This window comes from Blastochloris tepida (assembly GCF_003966715.1).
GTDB classification, from domain to species: domain Bacteria; phylum Pseudomonadota; class Alphaproteobacteria; order Rhizobiales; family Xanthobacteraceae; genus Blastochloris; species Blastochloris tepida.
In genome coordinates this window covers 825,057-840,151 of record NZ_AP018907.1, presented here as the reverse complement: position 1 = coordinate 840,151, position 15,095 = coordinate 825,057, and the positions used below count along the sequence as shown (strand labels likewise).

The window sequence follows — 15,095 nt, the reverse complement described above, 5'->3', positions numbered from 1 at the left end:
GGCATCTCGGAGGGCCTCATCTGCCTGATGCACCCGTTGGAATACCTCGGCATGAGAGGGATTGTTCCGTTCAGCAGTGTCATAAACACAGTAGGCGGGCGCCACATCACCAGTGGATCGGCACACACGAACCTCTCGGCATACCATCCGCAGGACCCCGAAGACGCCCGGCTTATTGTTGCCCTGTCTCTCTCGTGCCCGATTGACTAAACCCTCTGCAACAGTTCGGATTTGATGATCTGTCACGTCACGCTCGCGGAAGACGGATAGTCCTCTGCGCTCTGCGTCCGCAAGGGCGGCCGCTGTTGGTGTCTTTTTCTTTCGATGCATGTGCTGCGGAGCGACGAGAACACGAATGAGAACTTCCTCATCCTCGACGGGTCCGCACGAGAAAGGACTTACGGACCTCTCCTGACACCGACAATTCGGTTGAGCCTCATCAAGCCTGAGCGCTCTCTCTGTGTTCGGCCTGTAATTGTCAAGATACTCGAACGTTGTCCGACAATCGGCACACTCGTTCATGGCAACCATTAGCTTTCTAAGGCGACCCGAATCTCACGCGGGACTATAAAACCATCAAAGGGAACAATGCCATGACCAAAGCCTTCAAAAGCATAAATGGCTTGCCCATCGCCTTTAAACCGTACTGAGCCCGCGTCTCCAAAGTCCAGAATCACAGACCCGTCAACATGCAACGTCACTTCGGCATCGCTCGCGGCCCCACCGAGCAATCGGGCAAAGTATGAAGCCTCACGGATAGCATCATCCGTTGGCTTCGCCGCCTCCTCGCCGTCCCATCCCTCATCGAGGTCACGCAACTCGTGAAGTTGCGCCAGAAGGGGATCCTCGATTCTCTCAAGCGCCCAAAGTGGTGCCTGCTCGGCCGAGACGGATGTCTGGTCTCGGATCTCTTGCTGGACCGGCAGGATTTGGCGCCAGGGAATTGCCGCAGAGTAAGATCGCGTAACCAGTTCACAGACGACAGGCAGTCGACCATTGGCACTGGATGAGCCAACGAGTTCTGCTGATGCCAGATGCCCCCAAAGGTAGGCTGCTGCAGCTTCAGAAGAAACGGTCACGGCCGTACGCCTGCGTTGAGCGAAATACGCTGTGCAACTTCATCGTTGATAACGTCCAAGAGCACTCCCTTCAAGATGGTGTGCATGTCCTCCAGTGTCGAGACACAAGCGTGCCACCCGACGGTGGTTGACTCAGCACCAAGCGTGTCCTGCACCATCGAGTAGATTCCCACCGACCGCCTAGGGGCGTTCGGCGCCTGCGTGTCCGCCTCAACCCGCTGCAAGAGATCGAGGACGTCCACGTTGACGTTGACCAATCGTCTTTGAGAGCTTCCCGGATCCGCGAAGTACCCTACATGAGAGTGCCACAACTCGTTTGTAGAAGAGTAGAAGTGCGGCACGTGCCTCGAATCCGATCTAAGAATGGCCTCATAGTCCGCCCTTTCCGGAGGACCATCGAAGACAAACCGATCCCAGTACTCCATCTTGATTAGATTTATGCCCACCATAGACAAGGCTTCGTCGAGGTATCGACCCAGGAGGCTCTGACTACGATTTCGAAACCTAGTCCACCCGTCATAGACGGTGGCGGTGTATGCAAACCTCGCCCGAGTCAAAGACACCTCTTCTGTGACCTCGTTACCAGCGATCACGCGAAAGGTGCGCCCACCCTGCCCCCCGAGAGGTAATCCAAAGACCGCATTGCCGCCTTGGATGACGATCTCAAAGCCAGGCTGCCCCTGAATGCCGGGGGGGGGCAACACGAAACCGGGCTCGCCCGGCATGCCAGCGAACCCCAGGTCCTGAAAACCAGTCTCGGCAGCCGACAACATGGACTGCCACAGTTTCGAGGGTAGCGGTTCTGTGAACTGGAAGCCGATGCTGACCCGCTCAATTGCGTGGTCCTGATGAGCAAGTTGCCAGCTCATAGCCATATCCACCTGGGTGCCCACTCAGAATTGCATATCATGGCTTAACCAACGTTTGTCGCGACCGCGCGATCCCGATACGCCCGTCGTGCGCCTTCCATACGGATAGCGCAAAGCGAGCGCCGCGTCGCGGCGAGAATAGCGATCTCGGCAAAGCGCCCCCAGGCGCGGTGAGCGGCGATTATCCCCTACGGGGAAGATGAGATGATGATGGCCGGCTTCCTACGGACGTGACACCTGGAGAGTGTCCCCGGGAGTAACTCCCCCGGGGATGATCTCGTGATGACATGCGCTGCTCCGGGTCAGCAGTCGAGTTCGTCCTCGACCTCGATTCCTGTCCCTTCGGTTTCGCCGTCCAACTCGGGTTGGACAGGCGTGGCCGCGGCGTCCTCCGCGGTCACCGCGGTGTTCGCCTTGCGGACCTCGCGGAAGATCGTCTTTGCCTCGTCCTTATCGAAGAGGCCGAGACGGACAGCACGCTTGATGTCGCCGGAGATTACGGACTGCGCCGTCCCCAAAGCCTCCGCGACCTCGCTTTGCGAGGCGTACTTGCGGCTGCGGATCGCCTCGACGACCTCGGCAACGCGCTTCGGTGGACCTGCGTCCTCCGCCATCTCCCAATGCAATGCATCATCCTCGGCGACCAGCTTGATGTGCATCGTGCGGCTCTCGCCGCCCTTCATGGACCGCGCCTTCTCGAACTCCAGGATCAGCTCCGTTCCGGCATCGATGTCACCAGGGCGCTGGAGCTTGATGACGCTGTTCATGTTCTGCGTCATGCGGCTGGAGCCGAGATAGTCGCCGCGCTTGCCGGCATGGTGGACGAGAATGCAGGCGACGTGCTTGGACCGAAGCCGGTTGAGCAGCGGCTGCACCGGGAGCCACACCTCGTCCTCCGAGATCGAGCCACCGTTGACGAGCGAGCAGAGGTTGTCGAACACGACGACGTCGGCCGCCTCGTCCTCGATGAGCAGTTCGTACCAAGCCTGCCCATCGGGGTCGGCGAGGTCTGGTAGTCCATCCTTGAGCCGAATGCCCGACACGAGTTGAAACTCTGCCGGCAACGTTCCGCCGGACAGGCCCCTGAGCCGTCCCTCGATCTCCGCCGGATCCATCTCCGCGTCAAAATACAGCACGCGCTTCGGCTCCGGCACGGTCCACCCGAGAAGCTCACCACCCTTCGCGATGGTCGACGCAAGGGCGTAGCTCAGCATCGTCTTCCCGATGCCGGTCTTGCCGTAAATCATCGCGATGTGCCCCGCAGCGAACCACGGATCGATGATGAGTTCAGGCGGCTCGAAGTGGCCAGCGAGGATGTCCGGACCGGTGAGAACCAAGGGTCGGCCGTCGGTCGTGCGGGCCATGTCGGTTTCGAGACTAATCACGTGATGTCGTTCTCCTTTCTGTTGCCGACCGCGCACAGCTTCGCCCGCACCGAGCAGAGCCATGCGTCGGCGTGTTGGTTTCTTGATTGATCGTGGTGTGGTGAGGTCGTTCGACGTACGCCTCACCCCGGTGACATCGTCAGCTCACCGCGTGCTGCCGGCTGCCTCGACCGCCTGCAGTGCTGCCGTGATTTCGGCTTGCGCCCCGCGGAGGAAGTCGACCGCAAAGGCTTCGAATTGACCCTCGGCCTCGGCGTCGTCCACGTCGTCGTCATGCGTATTCAGCTCGCCTGCATTCTGCCTGAGCCAGTCCAGAAACCTGTCACTGACGAGCCTGTCGTTGAAGGCGAACAAAATCTCCTGCGGCGTTTGGGCCATCTGACCTCCTCTCGTTCGAAGCAACTCGACAAATATCACGCGTTAGATCGCCTCTTTCAATGGCCGGCATCGGAGGCCGGTCTATACTTTTGGACCCCATACTGCGGACTGGAACAAACTTGCACCAGGTATAAGCTTTGAAGACCTCAAAGATATTTGCGCATTTTGCTGTGACGTTGAAATACACCATGGCGCCGACCTCGCGCCTCGAATTAGACGAAGGTCTAATGCCGGGACCGCGAACATGTTACGCGACGACTGTCATGGAAGGGCGATGGTGAGGGAGAGACCACGACCAAGGCCTCGGAACTCAAAAAAAGCAGGGGGGCAGAGGTGTACGCGCTGGATCCCCACGCGTGCTTCCGCCAGCCCCTGAACCGGGCGCCAAGGTGCCGACCAAGCCGGCCGCCTCCTGGTCCGCCACGGGCACCCTCGTGTCTCCGGTTCAATAGAGCGGACAAATATTCCTATTATTGAATGTTTTCTCACGAGCCGGCACCATCTCCACGAAAGGAGAGCGTCGTCCAGACCACGCTGTGACGGCTCCCAAATACGCCCCTCCCCTCCGCGCCTCTTCCTCCCGCCATGTCCAAAAGGCTTGCCCCAATGAGACGTCCGGTCGAACCGCGAATCGCGCCCATTAGGCTTGGCCTTGACATTCTGGACGCTGACGACTCTTATCCTTAGAGTCTATTGGACGGAGGATCGCCATGCTCATCGGTTACGCCCGCACATCGACCACCGAACAAGAAGCCGGCCTGGAGGCTCAAATTCGTGACCTCACCGCTGCGGGGTGCGAGCGCGTGTTTGCCGAGAGGGTCTCTTCGGTGGCACCGCGAACGGAGCTGGATGCCGCCCTCGCGTTCGTTCGCGAGGGAGACACCCTGGTGGTAACGAAGCTTGACCGCCTCGCCCGGACAGTCGCCAAGGCATGGGAGATCGTCGAGCATCTGGAGGACAAGGGAACGGGCCTCCGTATCCTCAGCCTCGGCGGCGACACGGTGGACACGCGCAGCGCCACCGGGAAGCTCATCCTCACCATCTTCGCCGGCTTCGCCCAGTTCGAGCGGGAGATGATGTTGGAACGGCAGCGCGAGGGCATCGCCAAGGCGAAGGTGGAAGGCCGGTACAAGGGCCGGAAGCCGACAGCACGAGCAAAAGCCGATGATGCTCGGCGCCTCCATGCCGAGGGGAAGACGGTTACCGAGATCGCCAAGGCGCTCGGCATCGGTCGAGCGAGTGTGTACCGAGCACTGGAGGGCGGCTGACCTCGCCCCACAGGTGGCGACGCCTCATCAACAATGAAGGCGCGTCAAACTCAGGCCGACCCCGGGGACGGGGGGAGAGCTTCGGCGCGGGGGCCCCAACAAGGTGCGCTCACAAATTTCCCCGGCTCAGACCCCTGCGAGTTGACTTGCACTCCGCCATCGAAATGCTACACATTCTGTCCACCTGAAGGCTGTTTCCAATTTTGATTCAATAGCTTGATGCCATCCTTTCGGGCGCGCCACTCAAATCAAACACTTAGCCAAATCTAACCGTTTCAGATTCCGGGATTGAAGCGGTTCTTGAACCGGTTTTTGCTGCGATTTGCGCCACATGTAGCGCGCAAGATCGGATGGCAGGGCGCGCAAGATCAAATGGCAGCAGTTTGCGCCTCCCCTGAAGCCCCGTTTAAGGCCCCTTCCAGCCGCCTGCAGGCCACCTCCAAATAGGCCGGCTCGACCTCGATGCCGATGTAGGGCAGCCCCCGCTGGAGGCAGGCGACGCCCACCGTCCCCGACCCCATGAACGGGTCCAGGATCGGCCCCTCCATGACCGCCATCAACTGGGCCATCAGCTCCACCGGCTTGCCGGCGATGTGGTGCTTGATCTTGGGCACCGGCTCGCGGATCACGCCGGGGGCCACCTTGCCGGCGAGCGGCCGGGCGCCGTTGGTCCCCCACACCGCGAACTCGGCCTGGTTCCGGTAGCGGCCGAGTTGCGGTCGGCACAACGTCCGCGCCCGCCCCATCCACAGCGTCGACCAGGCGAGATACGAGCGCTGGTCGCGGCTACTCGCCTCGAACCCGACCTCGACGACCTTCTGTGGTCGACCGTCAATCTGTTCCACTGCGCCGTCCAGCGCATCGAGCGCCACACTTATTCCGCCTGGCGCCCGCGCGCCGGATCGTTGGCCAGCCACCGCACCCTGACCGCGGCGATGATCGACTCCCGCGACTTCCTGGCCGCCAGGCGCCGCGCGGAGGCCGAGCTGCTGATGCCGACCGGGCCAAAGGTCGCCTTCACCGGCGGGGTCGACTCCAACGACCATCATCTGATCTGGGACCGGCTCGACAAGGTTCACGCCAAGCACCCCGACATGGTGCTGCTGGATGGCGGATCGCCCAAGGGCGCCGAGCGCATCGCCGCCCGCTGGGCCGACACCCGCAAGGTACCGCAGATCGCCTTCAAGCCGGACTGGACGCGGCACGGCAAGGCCGCACCCTTCAAGCGCAACGACCAGATGCTCAGCGTTCTGCCGATCGGCATCCTGGTGTTCCCCGGCAGCGGCATCCAGCACAATCTCGCCGACAAGGCCAAGATGCTCAGCATTCCAGTGTGGCGGTTCGGCAGTGGCGTCTGAGCACCGCACGCCTTTCTTGACCTGTGATAGCGTTTTCTTATATTGATATCACTGCGATCATCTTGGAACGTGTGCTGTCATGCCCGCCGTCACCATTCGCAACCTCGCCGATGAGACGCATCGCGCCTTGAAGGTCCGCGCCGCACAGAACAATCGCAGCACGGAAGCGGAAATGCGCGCCATCCTGGACGCCGCCGTGCGACCGCAGGGCCGGCTGCGTCTCGGCACCGCGCTGGCGGAGATGAGCCGGAGGATCGGGCTCACCAATGCCGATGTCGAAGTCCTGGAACAGAGGCGCGACACCAAGCCCGCCGAGCCGCTGCGGTTCGAATGATCCTGCTCGACACCAACGTCGTCTCCGAGGCGATGAAGCCCGAGGCGGCGCCTGCTGTCCGCGCCTGGCTCGACGCCCAGACGGCGGAGACGCTCTATCTGTCCAGCGTCACCCTCGCGGAACTGATGTTCGGCATCGGCGCGCTGCCCAAGGGCCGGCGCAAGGACAAGCTGACCGCCGCGCTCGACGGCGTGCTGGAGTTGTTCGCGGATCGAATCCTGCCGTTCGATATCCGCGCGGCGCGACGCTATGCCGAACTCGCCGTCCGGGCGCACGCCGCCGGAAAGGGGGGCCCAACGCCCGATGGCTATATCGCCGCGATCGCCGCCGCGCATGATTTCGCGGTGGCATCGCGCGATACCAGCGCATTTATGGCCGCAGGCCTCACCGTGATCGACCCCTGGACCGTTGCCGTCTGAGCCGCGGTTCGCGAAGGCCCGACCATCGCGCGGCGATCCGGCTGGCTGTTCCGGTCCGCCCCCACGGCGCCGGCCAGTTCCGCATCGGCGATCACGCCTCCTGCTGGGTCCATGCCGAACGACTGGTCCACAAGCTGCTGCCGGTCACAGCGGCGCAGCGGCGGGCGGTCGAGGTCACGCGGCAGTTGATCTGGTGGTTCTATGCCGACCTCAAGGCCTACCAGCGGGCACCATGCCCAAGGCGGGCGGCGGCGATGCGGGCAAGGTTTGAGCGCATCTTCACCCGCTCGACCGGCTTCGTCATGCTCGACCGGCTGCTGGACCAAGCGCAATATCTCCGGCGGCACCATCAGCGAGGCCGGCCGCAAAGCCCGCGACGTCCTGTTCGGCCTGATGAAGACCTGCCGAAAACTCGGCGTGTCGTTCTTCGCCTATCTTGGCTGCCGCCTCGGCGGCGACCGCGCCAAGCCCGTGCCCCCGCTCGCAGACCTCGTCAGCGCCGCCGCCTGACCGCCCGGCAATCTGCCCCAGTTACACAGGGAATCACCAAACGCCGCCTGTGAAAACCGAAAAATCCAAATCCTTCGGAGTCGCGGTATACCAACGGCCCCAAACGCTGACGCGTGGAGCCGTCGACACTCACGGATTTTCTTTCCGGAAATCAGAGATCTCCGAAAATCCGCGACCGGTTCCAACGGTCAGCTTTCGCTGCCGTTGGTATAACCTTTGTTTTCTGTACTGAGCCGCTCGAAGTCCTCAACAACTGCAGATATCATTTTTCTTAGCCGCGGGTCTTCAGCCGCGAACGAAGCGGCGAAAAGATGCAGCAGATAAACTGCCTTTTCGGCTGCTTCCGGCCAGCTCTCGGCCGAGGCAGCGAAAAGATGCAACTCCAGATCCTCACGCTGGCGACGCAAAACTCTTTCATTCTCCTTAACGTCAGCCAGCGCTCGCCTGATTTCTGTGGCCTTTTGCGCGGCCATTCCTCGATGCTGATCTAGGTTGATTGCTTTGTCTGTCATGTCACTTGCCGCTCCTCGCGAAGTCTCGACTGTCTCAGCTACTCTGCGCCGGACTGATCCGAAAATCGGGAGGTTGCCGGCGCTTGAAGGCATCAAGGCTGCCGGAGGCATTCCCCCTCACGGCGGGTGTAAGGACGATTACATTCCCATCCGTCGCCAGCAAAATTGAGGTGGGCATTCACCGGGACAGTGATCGGAACGCAGCCCCCCTCTTGTTTCCGGAAACCTGAATCGCAGTCCCAGCGACTGCCATTCCGGCTAAGACGTGCATTTTCGGGAACAATGATTTCCGTGCACGTGTTGGCGTCCTTGGCAAAGCCCCGCCGGCACTCCCACCCATTCATCGCAAGAGGCGATAGGAACCCATTCTCGGGAACCTTGACCACCTCGCAGGAGGTCGCCGTGCGCAAGGAGCCGCGTTCGCAGTCCCAACCGTCGCCACGGGCACTCAAATAGCCATTGGCCGGCACGATAACGGCTTCACATGCATTGAGGACTTGCCGGAAACCCCGATCGCAGTCCCAACCGGCCAGCCCCGTGGTGGCGAATGCGTGCTCGGGAATGTCGACGGCGACGCATGCCTCGCCCTTTTGGCGGAATCCGCGGCGGCATACCCAACCATCACCGTTGCCGTTCAGCGAGCCGTTCATCGGTACGTGAACCTCGATACAGGTGGCAGCGACCGCCTTGTAGCCCCATTCGCACGTCCAGCCTGGTGCAAAGGAACTCGCATAGGCATGTTCGGGGATCGATGAAACGTCGGCGCGCGAAGCCGGGCACAGCCACAGGACGTCTGCGACGATGAGGAAAGCGACCATTGCCGAGAGCTTCAACCGCAGGATCATCATTGATCTTTCTCCACCTGGATCGCCTGAACGCCGAAGCTTGGTGCCCAAGCTCGATTTTCGGGGGACTGTGTGGTGCACATCGGGCCGCTCCAGCGCCGTGGCGTAGCCGCAGACATCCCGCCCCCGTCGTCCGGTTGGATGAAACCGAAGCCGCGTTGGCAGTTGTACAACTTCACCGTTCCGGCGGGCATGGGCAACCTCCAATTTAGAACATGCGCAGCACATATTCGGTCAATTCGGAGCGAAGCATTGCTGCTCGGACCTGCGCGCCAATTTTTCGGAAGCCAAGAATTCAATTATGACCATGCAAGAGCGCAACATCGCGAAATTTGTAGACAAATATTATTATAATATATAGAGTTCGTAAAATGAACGCAAGATCGTCGCGAAAATATTATGTATTTCGGGGTGGTCAGCGCTCCTTATCGGGAAGCGGAAAAAATCCCGGCGCCGCTTATGGACATCAAAGCGGCATGGACAGATGAACAAGTGGAGACCCGGCCGCAAGTCGCTGATATTGTAAGGTATAATTCAAGCCGCGTGTTTTTTGACCTGGGGCATCGTCATTCGACATGCCGCAGCGAGGCGAAGGCGAGCGGATGGTCAGTCAATGTCTGGGGGCTCGGGCAGTTGATTTTCAATGCCGAGCGGATTGCGCTCACCACCACGGCGTCGCACGGCGCCTGACTGCGGGTGTTGCAGGAGGCGTTTTGCTGGAGGCGTCAACGTGCCCCCGCGGTTCTGGTGGCGATGCATCTGCCGCAAATGCCGCACTCCACGCGACCGGCGAAGGGCGAGCGGATGTCCGTGAGAACGAAGTCATTGGATGGCATCGTTGGCCGCGCCTGCAATCAACGGCTCGCGTCGAAAAGCCTCAACTCGCATGGGCGTAACACAACATCGCCGATGGCGCCGCGCCACGGCATGCCGGTTTGATGCGGCGCGGCGTCGGAGTTCACGGTGATCAGACTCAGAATCCGCCACAGAACAACCTATCGCTACCGCGAACCGGTCCGTCTGCTTCCGCATTGCCTCATGCTTCGACCGCGGGAGAGCCACGAGTTGCGGCTGCTGACCATGTCCCTGACGGTGACCCCGCCCGCACTGGTGACGTGGGCTTCGGACGTCGCCGGCAACACGTTGGCGACCGCGACTTTTCAGACGATGGTCGACACGTTGACGATCGACAGTGACGTCGAGATCGAGCTCAATGCGGCGCCATGGCCGGTTTTCGATATCGCCGCCTCTGCGATCTCCTATCCTTTTCGCTACAGTGACGACGAATGGACGGATCTCGGCGCCTTGGCGACGCCGCAAAGTCCCGATCCCTTCAGGCGCGTCCATGATTGGGCCCGGGCCTTCATCTACAGCACCCCGACCGACACCCTGTCGCTTCTGAAGGATATCAATGCCGGTACCGGTGCCGGCATCTCCTATGTGGTGCGGGAGGAGGAGGGTACGCAGACGCCCATCGAGACGCTTGAGCGCAGATCGGGCTCATGCCGAGATCTGGCGGTGCTTTTCGTCGAGGCGGTGCGCAGTCTTGGCTTCGGCGCCAGAATCGTCTCGGGCTATCTGTTCAATCCGGATCAGCAGGCCGCCTGGCCGTGGGGTGCCGGGCGGTCAACACATGCGTGGGCGGAAGTCTACCTTCCTGGGGCAGGCTGGATCACCTTCGATCCGACAAATCGCAGCGTCGGTGGCACCAACCTGATTCCCGTCGCCGTCGGCCGAGACATCCGGCAGGTCATGCCGGTGGTCGGCAGCTTCGTCGGGATGAGTGACGCGTTTCTGGGCCTGTGGGTTGAGGTGTCCGTCACGGCGTAATCCGGGTTCCGCAAATCTGTCGCCAGATTCGCCGCGACGATCGTGCAGAGATTGAAGCTTCAGGATTGGTGCGTAGAGCCCCTCTCGTTCGGTTCTTGGCGTCCTGATCAAGCGCACCAGTTGGTTCTATGCGCCCAACTGAACGCTCATAAGCAGCGAAACCTCAGAAACAGAATCGGAATTCGCCGGCACGATGGCCCATGATCGACCTCACCTCCCTCAAGAACCAGCCGACCGATTCACGCAGCCGATTGCCCGGTTTCTGAAGATCGAGGCCGCATCCGGTCTCCTGTTGTTGTTGGCGACAATCTCCGCGGTGGGGTTGGCGAATTCGCCTTTATCCGCTGTCTTTCTCGGGTTTTGGGAGACCCCGATTGGCCTGCACGTCGGATCGCAGGACTTCAGTCGCTCGCTGCGCCATTGGATCAACGATGGACTGATGACGCTCTTTTTCTTTGTTGTTGCGTTGGAGCTCAAGCGCGAGCTTGCCCTTGGGGAGTTGCGGAATCTGCGCAGGGCAGCGCTGCCATTTGCCGGGGCCCTCGGCGGAATGATCGTTCCGGCATCTCTCTATCTTGCTGTCATGGGTGGCCAACCCGGCGCGCACGGTTGGGGGACCGTGATGGCCACCGACACGGCGTTCGTTATCGGATGTCTTGGTCTGTTTGGCCCCCGCATCCCGGCGAGCCTGCGCATGTTCCTCCTGTCGCTTGCAATTTTCGACGACGTGGGGGCCATTCTCATTGTCGCTGTCGGTTATGGCCACGAGCCCCTGAATTGGAGTGCGCTCGTTTTCGCATTGGTTGGCTTGGCTATGATCGCCGGATCAGCCCGTCTGGGAATTCGCAGTGGCGCCCTTTATTTCTTGGCGGGGAGCATCATTTGGCTGTGCTTCGACCACTCAGGTATCCATGCAACGGCCACCGGTGTTGTCCTCGGGTTCATGACGCCGACACGGGTCTGGGTGAACGATGCCCTGCTTCGCGGTTTTCTCGAACGCGTGCTTTCCTATCCCGGAGGGGAGCATTGGAGCGGAGACACCATCGAACGCCGCGACCTTCGCAGTGCTGGCGTGGCAATCAAGGAAGCGCTTTCCCCTGTTGAGCGAATTGAAATGATGCTCCACCCATGGGTCGGGTATCCCTCCGGCGTGGGCCGCCTTGTGTGGGACCTCGCGCTTCGCGGATGCTGCGCGCATAGGAGCGCTCTTACGAGCGCGCGTAAGAGCGCAGCATGAGCCAGATGACGGTGCTGACGGGGCCGGAGCGGCGCCGGCGGTGGAGCGGCGAGGAACGGCGGGAGATCGTGGCGGCGGCGTTTGCGCCGGAGGCGATCGTGGCGGACGTAGCACGGCGCTACGGGGTATCGACCAGCCTGATCTACAAATGGCGGCACGAGGTTGGCGACGGGACGAGCGGGGTTGGGTTCGCCCGCGCGATCGTCGTGGAGGCCGGTGGGACGGCCGCGGCCACGAGGGAAGACGGCGCCGCGATCGTCGTGGAATTGGCCGGCGGCGTGCGGGTTGAGATCGGCGCGTCTGCGCCGGCGGCGTTGGTGACGGCAACCCTCAAGGCGCTGCGATGATCCCGGTTCCGGCGGGCGTGCGGATCTGGATCGCGACCGGACATACGGACATGCGCAAGGGCATGCAGGGCCTGGCGCTGCTGGTGCAGGAAGGGCTCGGCCGCGACCCGTTCGGCGGCGACGTCTTCGTGTTCCGGGGCCGCGCCGGGACCTTGATCAAGGCGTTGTGGCACGACGGCATCGGCTTGTCGCTCTACGCCAAGCGGCTCGACCGCGGGCGCTTCGTGTGGCCGGCCACGGTCGACGGCGCGGTGGCGCTGACGGCGGCGCAAATGAGTTATCTGCTCGAGGCGATCGACTGGCGCAATCCCCAGCACACATGGCGGCCGCAGAGCGCGGGCTGATCAAATAATTGCGGCGACGCTCCACTTTGCACGTCACACCGCGGCGAAGATGTGATTCCATAGGATGCATGGACGCCGATGGTGATGCTGCCGCCGAACTCGCCGCGCTGAAGGAGGCGTTGGCGGCTGAGCGCGCAAAGACGCTGGAGGTCGCCGCAGACCTTGCGGTGGCGCGCGCCAAGGCCTCGGAAGATCAGGCGCTGATCGCCTATCAGAAGCTGCAGATCGCCAAGCTCGAGCGGCAGATTTACGGCCAGCGGTCGGAACGTGCGGCACGGCTGATCGAGCAGCTGGCGCTGGCGTTCGAGGAGCTCGAAGCGGGCGCGACCGAGGACGAACGCGCGGCCGAACAGGCCGCCGCCCAGACGACGACCGTGCGGGGCTTTACCCGCAAGCGCGCCGAGCGCCAGACCTTCCCCGAGCATCTGCCGCGGGAGCGCGTGGTGATCGATCCCCCGGCGGCCTGCGCGTGCTGTGGCGGCACGCGGCTGCGCAAGATCGGCGAGGACGTGACGCGGACGCTGGAGGTGATCCCGCGCCAGTGGAAGGTGATCGAGACGGTGCGGGAGAGGTTCAGCTGCCGCGACTGCGAGACGGTCTCCCAGGCGCCGGCGCCGTTCCATAGCATCCCGCGGGGCTGGGCCGGTCCCAGCCTGCTGGCCATGATCATGGTCGACAAGTTCGGCCAGCATCAGCCGCTGAACCGGCAGGCCGAGCGTTACGCGCTGGAGGGCGTGCCGATCGCGCTGTCGACGATGGCGGACGCCGTGGGGGCGGTCTGCAGCGAGCTCGCTCCGCTGCTCCGCCGCCTGGAGGCTCATGTGATGGCGGCAGAGCGGCTGCACGCGGATGACACGACCGTGCCGGTGCTGGCCAAGGGCAAGACCGACACCGGGCGCTGCTGGGTCTATGTCCGCGACGACCGGCCCTTCGGCGGCGCCGGCCCTCCGGCGGCGATGTTCTACTATTCGCGCGACCGCCGGGGCGAGCACCCCCAGGGGCATCTCGCCGGCTACGCGGGCATCCTGCAGGCCGACGCCTATGACGGCTACGCCCCGCTCTACCTGGTCGGACGCGCCCCTGGGCCGATCCGGGAGGCGGCCTGTTGGGCCCACGCGCGGCGGCCGTTCTTCGCCATGGCCGACATCGAGGGGACGGCGCGGCGCCGGGCCGCCGGCAGGACGGACGCCGTGCTCTCGCCGATCGCCATCGAGATGGTGCGCCGGATCGACGAGCTGTTCGAGATCGAGCGGTCGATCACCGGCACCAGCGCGCAGCAGCGCCTCGCCGTTCGCCAGGAGCGAAGCCGCCCCCTGGTCGAGGATCTTCATCGCCACATGCGCGAGGAGCTTGCCAAGCTCGCGCGCGGGCACGACCTCGCCAAGGCGTTCAATTACATCCTGAAGCGCTGGGCGAGCTTCACGCTGTTCCTCGAGGATGGGCGGGTTTGCCTGTCGAACAACGCCGCCGAACGCGGGCTTCGCGGCATCGCTCTTGGTCGCAAGTCGTGGCTGTTCTGCGGGTCCGATCGGGGCGGGCACCGCGCCGCCGCCATGTACAGCCTGATTGTCACGGCCAAGATGAACGGCATCGATCCGCAGGCCTGGCTGGCCGACGTCCTGGCGCGCCTGCCAAGCCACCCGGCGCATAGGCTCGATGACCTCCTGCCCTGGAATTGGGCGCCACGGCCCTCGGCACTCTCCGCTCGGGCGGCGTGAGCATGCACGTCAACAAGGTCTCCCGCGTCACCACGATCGCTCGCGTCGCCGAGGACCTCGGCGAAGACGAAGATTGGCTGCACCAGGTCGCCAACGAAATGGACGTCGAGGACGGCATCATCTGGGTCTACGGCGTCGGCGACGCCGCCGTCAGGGCGTTCACCGACTTCGGAATCGAGACCCTGGTCGAACTCATCAAAATCCACAAAGCAAACCCGGCGCTCCTCGGACCTTCAGAGCCGTAAGCGCCCCACCTGCGGCCCACGCCGGAGGGATACTGGGTCGGCTTCGCAATCATGCCGCTCTTCGCGCTGGCCAATGCGGGCGTTGTCATTTCCACCAGCGACATGGGACAGCTGAATTCATTGGCGATCCTCATCGGCTTGGTCATCGGAAAGCCGATCGGGGTTCTGACGTTCAGTTGGCTTGCCGTGCGGTTCGGCTTCGCGATGCGCCCAGCCGAACTTGGCTGGCCGCTCTTGGCGGCCGGCGCTCTCCTGACAGGAATTGGATTTACCATGTCCTTGTTCATCGCGGGCTTGGCATTTCCGCCAGACATGCTCAATGCCTCCAAGGTCGCCATTCTGGCGGGATCGCTGTTATCCGCGAGCCTCGGTGTATCGACGTTGGCGTGGCTGACGTTGAAAAATCGCCGCATCTAG

19 protein-coding genes and 1 pseudogene are annotated in these 15,095 nt (G+C 62.6%); 13 read left to right on the top strand and 7 right to left on the bottom strand.

Going from position 1 to position 15,095, the window contains the following annotated elements:
- Positions 1 to 530: 530 nt before the first annotated feature.
- The 4 genes from BLTE_RS03795 to BLTE_RS03780 form a co-directional block, all read right to left on the bottom strand.
- On the bottom strand, positions 531 to 1,079 hold the full coding sequence (locus BLTE_RS03795) for a hypothetical protein (RefSeq protein WP_126397766.1): 549 nt from the start codon (positions 1,077 to 1,079) through the stop codon (positions 531 to 533).
- A complete protein-coding gene (locus BLTE_RS03790; protein ID WP_126397764.1) occupies positions 1,076 to 1,948 on the bottom strand; it encodes a hypothetical protein in 873 nt (290 codons plus the stop codon). Before BLTE_RS03790 ends, BLTE_RS03795 begins: the two co-directional genes overlap by 4 nt.
- A 302-nt stretch (positions 1,949 to 2,250) precedes the next feature.
- Positions 2,251 to 3,312 (bottom strand): AAA family ATPase, encoded by a 1,062-nt coding sequence (locus BLTE_RS03785; RefSeq protein ID WP_160140509.1) that lies wholly within the window; start codon positions 3,310 to 3,312, stop codon positions 2,251 to 2,253.
- Between the two features lie 165 nt (positions 3,313 to 3,477).
- Positions 3,478 to 3,711, bottom strand: a complete 234-nt coding sequence (locus tag BLTE_RS03780; RefSeq protein WP_126397760.1) for a hypothetical protein — start codon at positions 3,709 to 3,711, stop codon at positions 3,478 to 3,480.
- 710 nt (positions 3,712 to 4,421) lie between these two features.
- Between BLTE_RS03780 and BLTE_RS03775 the strand changes: the two genes are divergently transcribed.
- The gene (locus tag BLTE_RS03775) at positions 4,422 to 4,979 is read left to right on the top strand and encodes a recombinase family protein (RefSeq protein ID WP_126397758.1); all 558 of its coding nucleotides are present in this window, start codon (positions 4,422 to 4,424) and stop codon (positions 4,977 to 4,979) included.
- Between the two features lie 368 nt (positions 4,980 to 5,347).
- Here BLTE_RS03775 and BLTE_RS03770 read toward each other — a convergent pair whose 3' ends face one another.
- Positions 5,348 to 5,725, bottom strand: coding sequence for a DNA methyltransferase (locus BLTE_RS03770; protein ID WP_126397756.1), 378 nt, complete (start codon positions 5,723 to 5,725; stop codon positions 5,348 to 5,350).
- On the opposite strand from BLTE_RS03770, the gene BLTE_RS03765 reads away from it, so the two are divergent.
- The 4 genes from BLTE_RS03765 (at position 5,672) to BLTE_RS18385 (ending at position 7,600) form a co-directional block, all read left to right on the top strand.
- Positions 5,672 to 6,337: a DUF2493 domain-containing protein gene (locus tag BLTE_RS03765; protein WP_126402031.1), complete on the top strand. Its 666-nt coding sequence runs from the start codon at positions 5,672 to 5,674 to the stop codon at positions 6,335 to 6,337. The genes BLTE_RS03770 and BLTE_RS03765 overlap by 54 nt on opposite strands.
- Positions 6,338 to 6,416: 79 nt before the next feature.
- Positions 6,417 to 6,671 (top strand): FitA-like ribbon-helix-helix domain-containing protein, encoded by a 255-nt coding sequence (locus BLTE_RS03760; protein WP_126397755.1) that lies wholly within the window; start codon positions 6,417 to 6,419, stop codon positions 6,669 to 6,671.
- Positions 6,668 to 7,090: a type II toxin-antitoxin system VapC family toxin gene (locus BLTE_RS03755; protein ID WP_126397753.1), complete on the top strand. Its 423-nt coding sequence runs from the start codon at positions 6,668 to 6,670 to the stop codon at positions 7,088 to 7,090. The genes BLTE_RS03760 and BLTE_RS03755 overlap by 4 nt, the downstream gene beginning before the upstream one ends.
- A gap of 267 nt (positions 7,091 to 7,357) precedes the next feature.
- Entirely contained in the window at positions 7,358 to 7,600 is a 243-nt protein-coding gene (locus tag BLTE_RS18385; protein WP_244600095.1) for a hypothetical protein, read from the top strand.
- 188 nt (positions 7,601 to 7,788) lie between these two features.
- Here the strand turns inward: BLTE_RS18385 and BLTE_RS03745 are convergent, their stop codons facing one another.
- Entirely contained in the window at positions 7,789 to 8,112 is a 324-nt protein-coding gene (locus tag BLTE_RS03745; protein ID WP_126397751.1) for a hypothetical protein, read from the bottom strand.
- 92 nt (positions 8,113 to 8,204) lie between these two features.
- Positions 8,205 to 8,960 carry a hypothetical protein gene (locus BLTE_RS03740; protein WP_244600258.1) on the bottom strand — a complete coding sequence of 252 codons (756 nt, stop codon included), beginning with the start codon at positions 8,958 to 8,960 and terminating at the stop codon, positions 8,205 to 8,207.
- Positions 8,961 to 9,356: 396 nt separating this feature from the next.
- Between BLTE_RS03740 and BLTE_RS03735 the strand changes: the two genes are divergently transcribed.
- The 8 genes and pseudogenes from BLTE_RS03735 (at position 9,357) to BLTE_RS03700 (ending at position 15,095) form a co-directional block, all read left to right on the top strand.
- The gene (locus tag BLTE_RS03735) at positions 9,357 to 9,647 is read left to right on the top strand and encodes a hypothetical protein (RefSeq protein ID WP_126397749.1); all 291 of its coding nucleotides are present in this window, start codon (positions 9,357 to 9,359) and stop codon (positions 9,645 to 9,647) included.
- A gap of 273 nt (positions 9,648 to 9,920) precedes the next feature.
- Positions 9,921 to 10,787 (top strand): transglutaminase family protein, encoded by an 867-nt coding sequence (locus BLTE_RS03730; protein WP_126397747.1) that lies wholly within the window; start codon positions 9,921 to 9,923, stop codon positions 10,785 to 10,787.
- A gap of 193 nt (positions 10,788 to 10,980) precedes the next feature.
- A pseudogene (locus BLTE_RS03725) lies at positions 10,981 to 11,928 on the top strand (Na+/H+ antiporter NhaA); the annotation flags it as partial.
- Between the two features lie 92 nt (positions 11,929 to 12,020).
- Entirely contained in the window at positions 12,021 to 12,371 is a 351-nt protein-coding gene (tnpA, locus tag BLTE_RS03720) for an IS66-like element accessory protein TnpA (RefSeq protein WP_126397727.1), read from the top strand.
- A complete protein-coding gene (tnpB, locus tag BLTE_RS03715) occupies positions 12,368 to 12,715 on the top strand; it encodes an IS66 family insertion sequence element accessory protein TnpB (protein WP_126397729.1) in 348 nt (115 codons plus the stop codon). Before tnpA ends, tnpB begins: the two co-directional genes overlap by 4 nt.
- Before the next feature lie 68 nt (positions 12,716 to 12,783).
- Positions 12,784 to 14,433, top strand: coding sequence for an IS66 family transposase (tnpC, locus tag BLTE_RS03710; RefSeq protein ID WP_126397743.1), 1,650 nt, complete (start codon positions 12,784 to 12,786; stop codon positions 14,431 to 14,433).
- 2 nt (positions 14,434 to 14,435) lie between these two features.
- Positions 14,436 to 14,678 (top strand): hypothetical protein, encoded by a 243-nt coding sequence (locus tag BLTE_RS03705; protein WP_126397733.1) that lies wholly within the window; start codon positions 14,436 to 14,438, stop codon positions 14,676 to 14,678.
- 51 nt (positions 14,679 to 14,729) lie between these two features.
- Complete coding sequence (locus BLTE_RS03700; RefSeq protein WP_126397741.1) at positions 14,730 to 15,095, top strand: Na+/H+ antiporter NhaA; 366 nt, start codon at positions 14,730 to 14,732, stop codon at positions 15,093 to 15,095.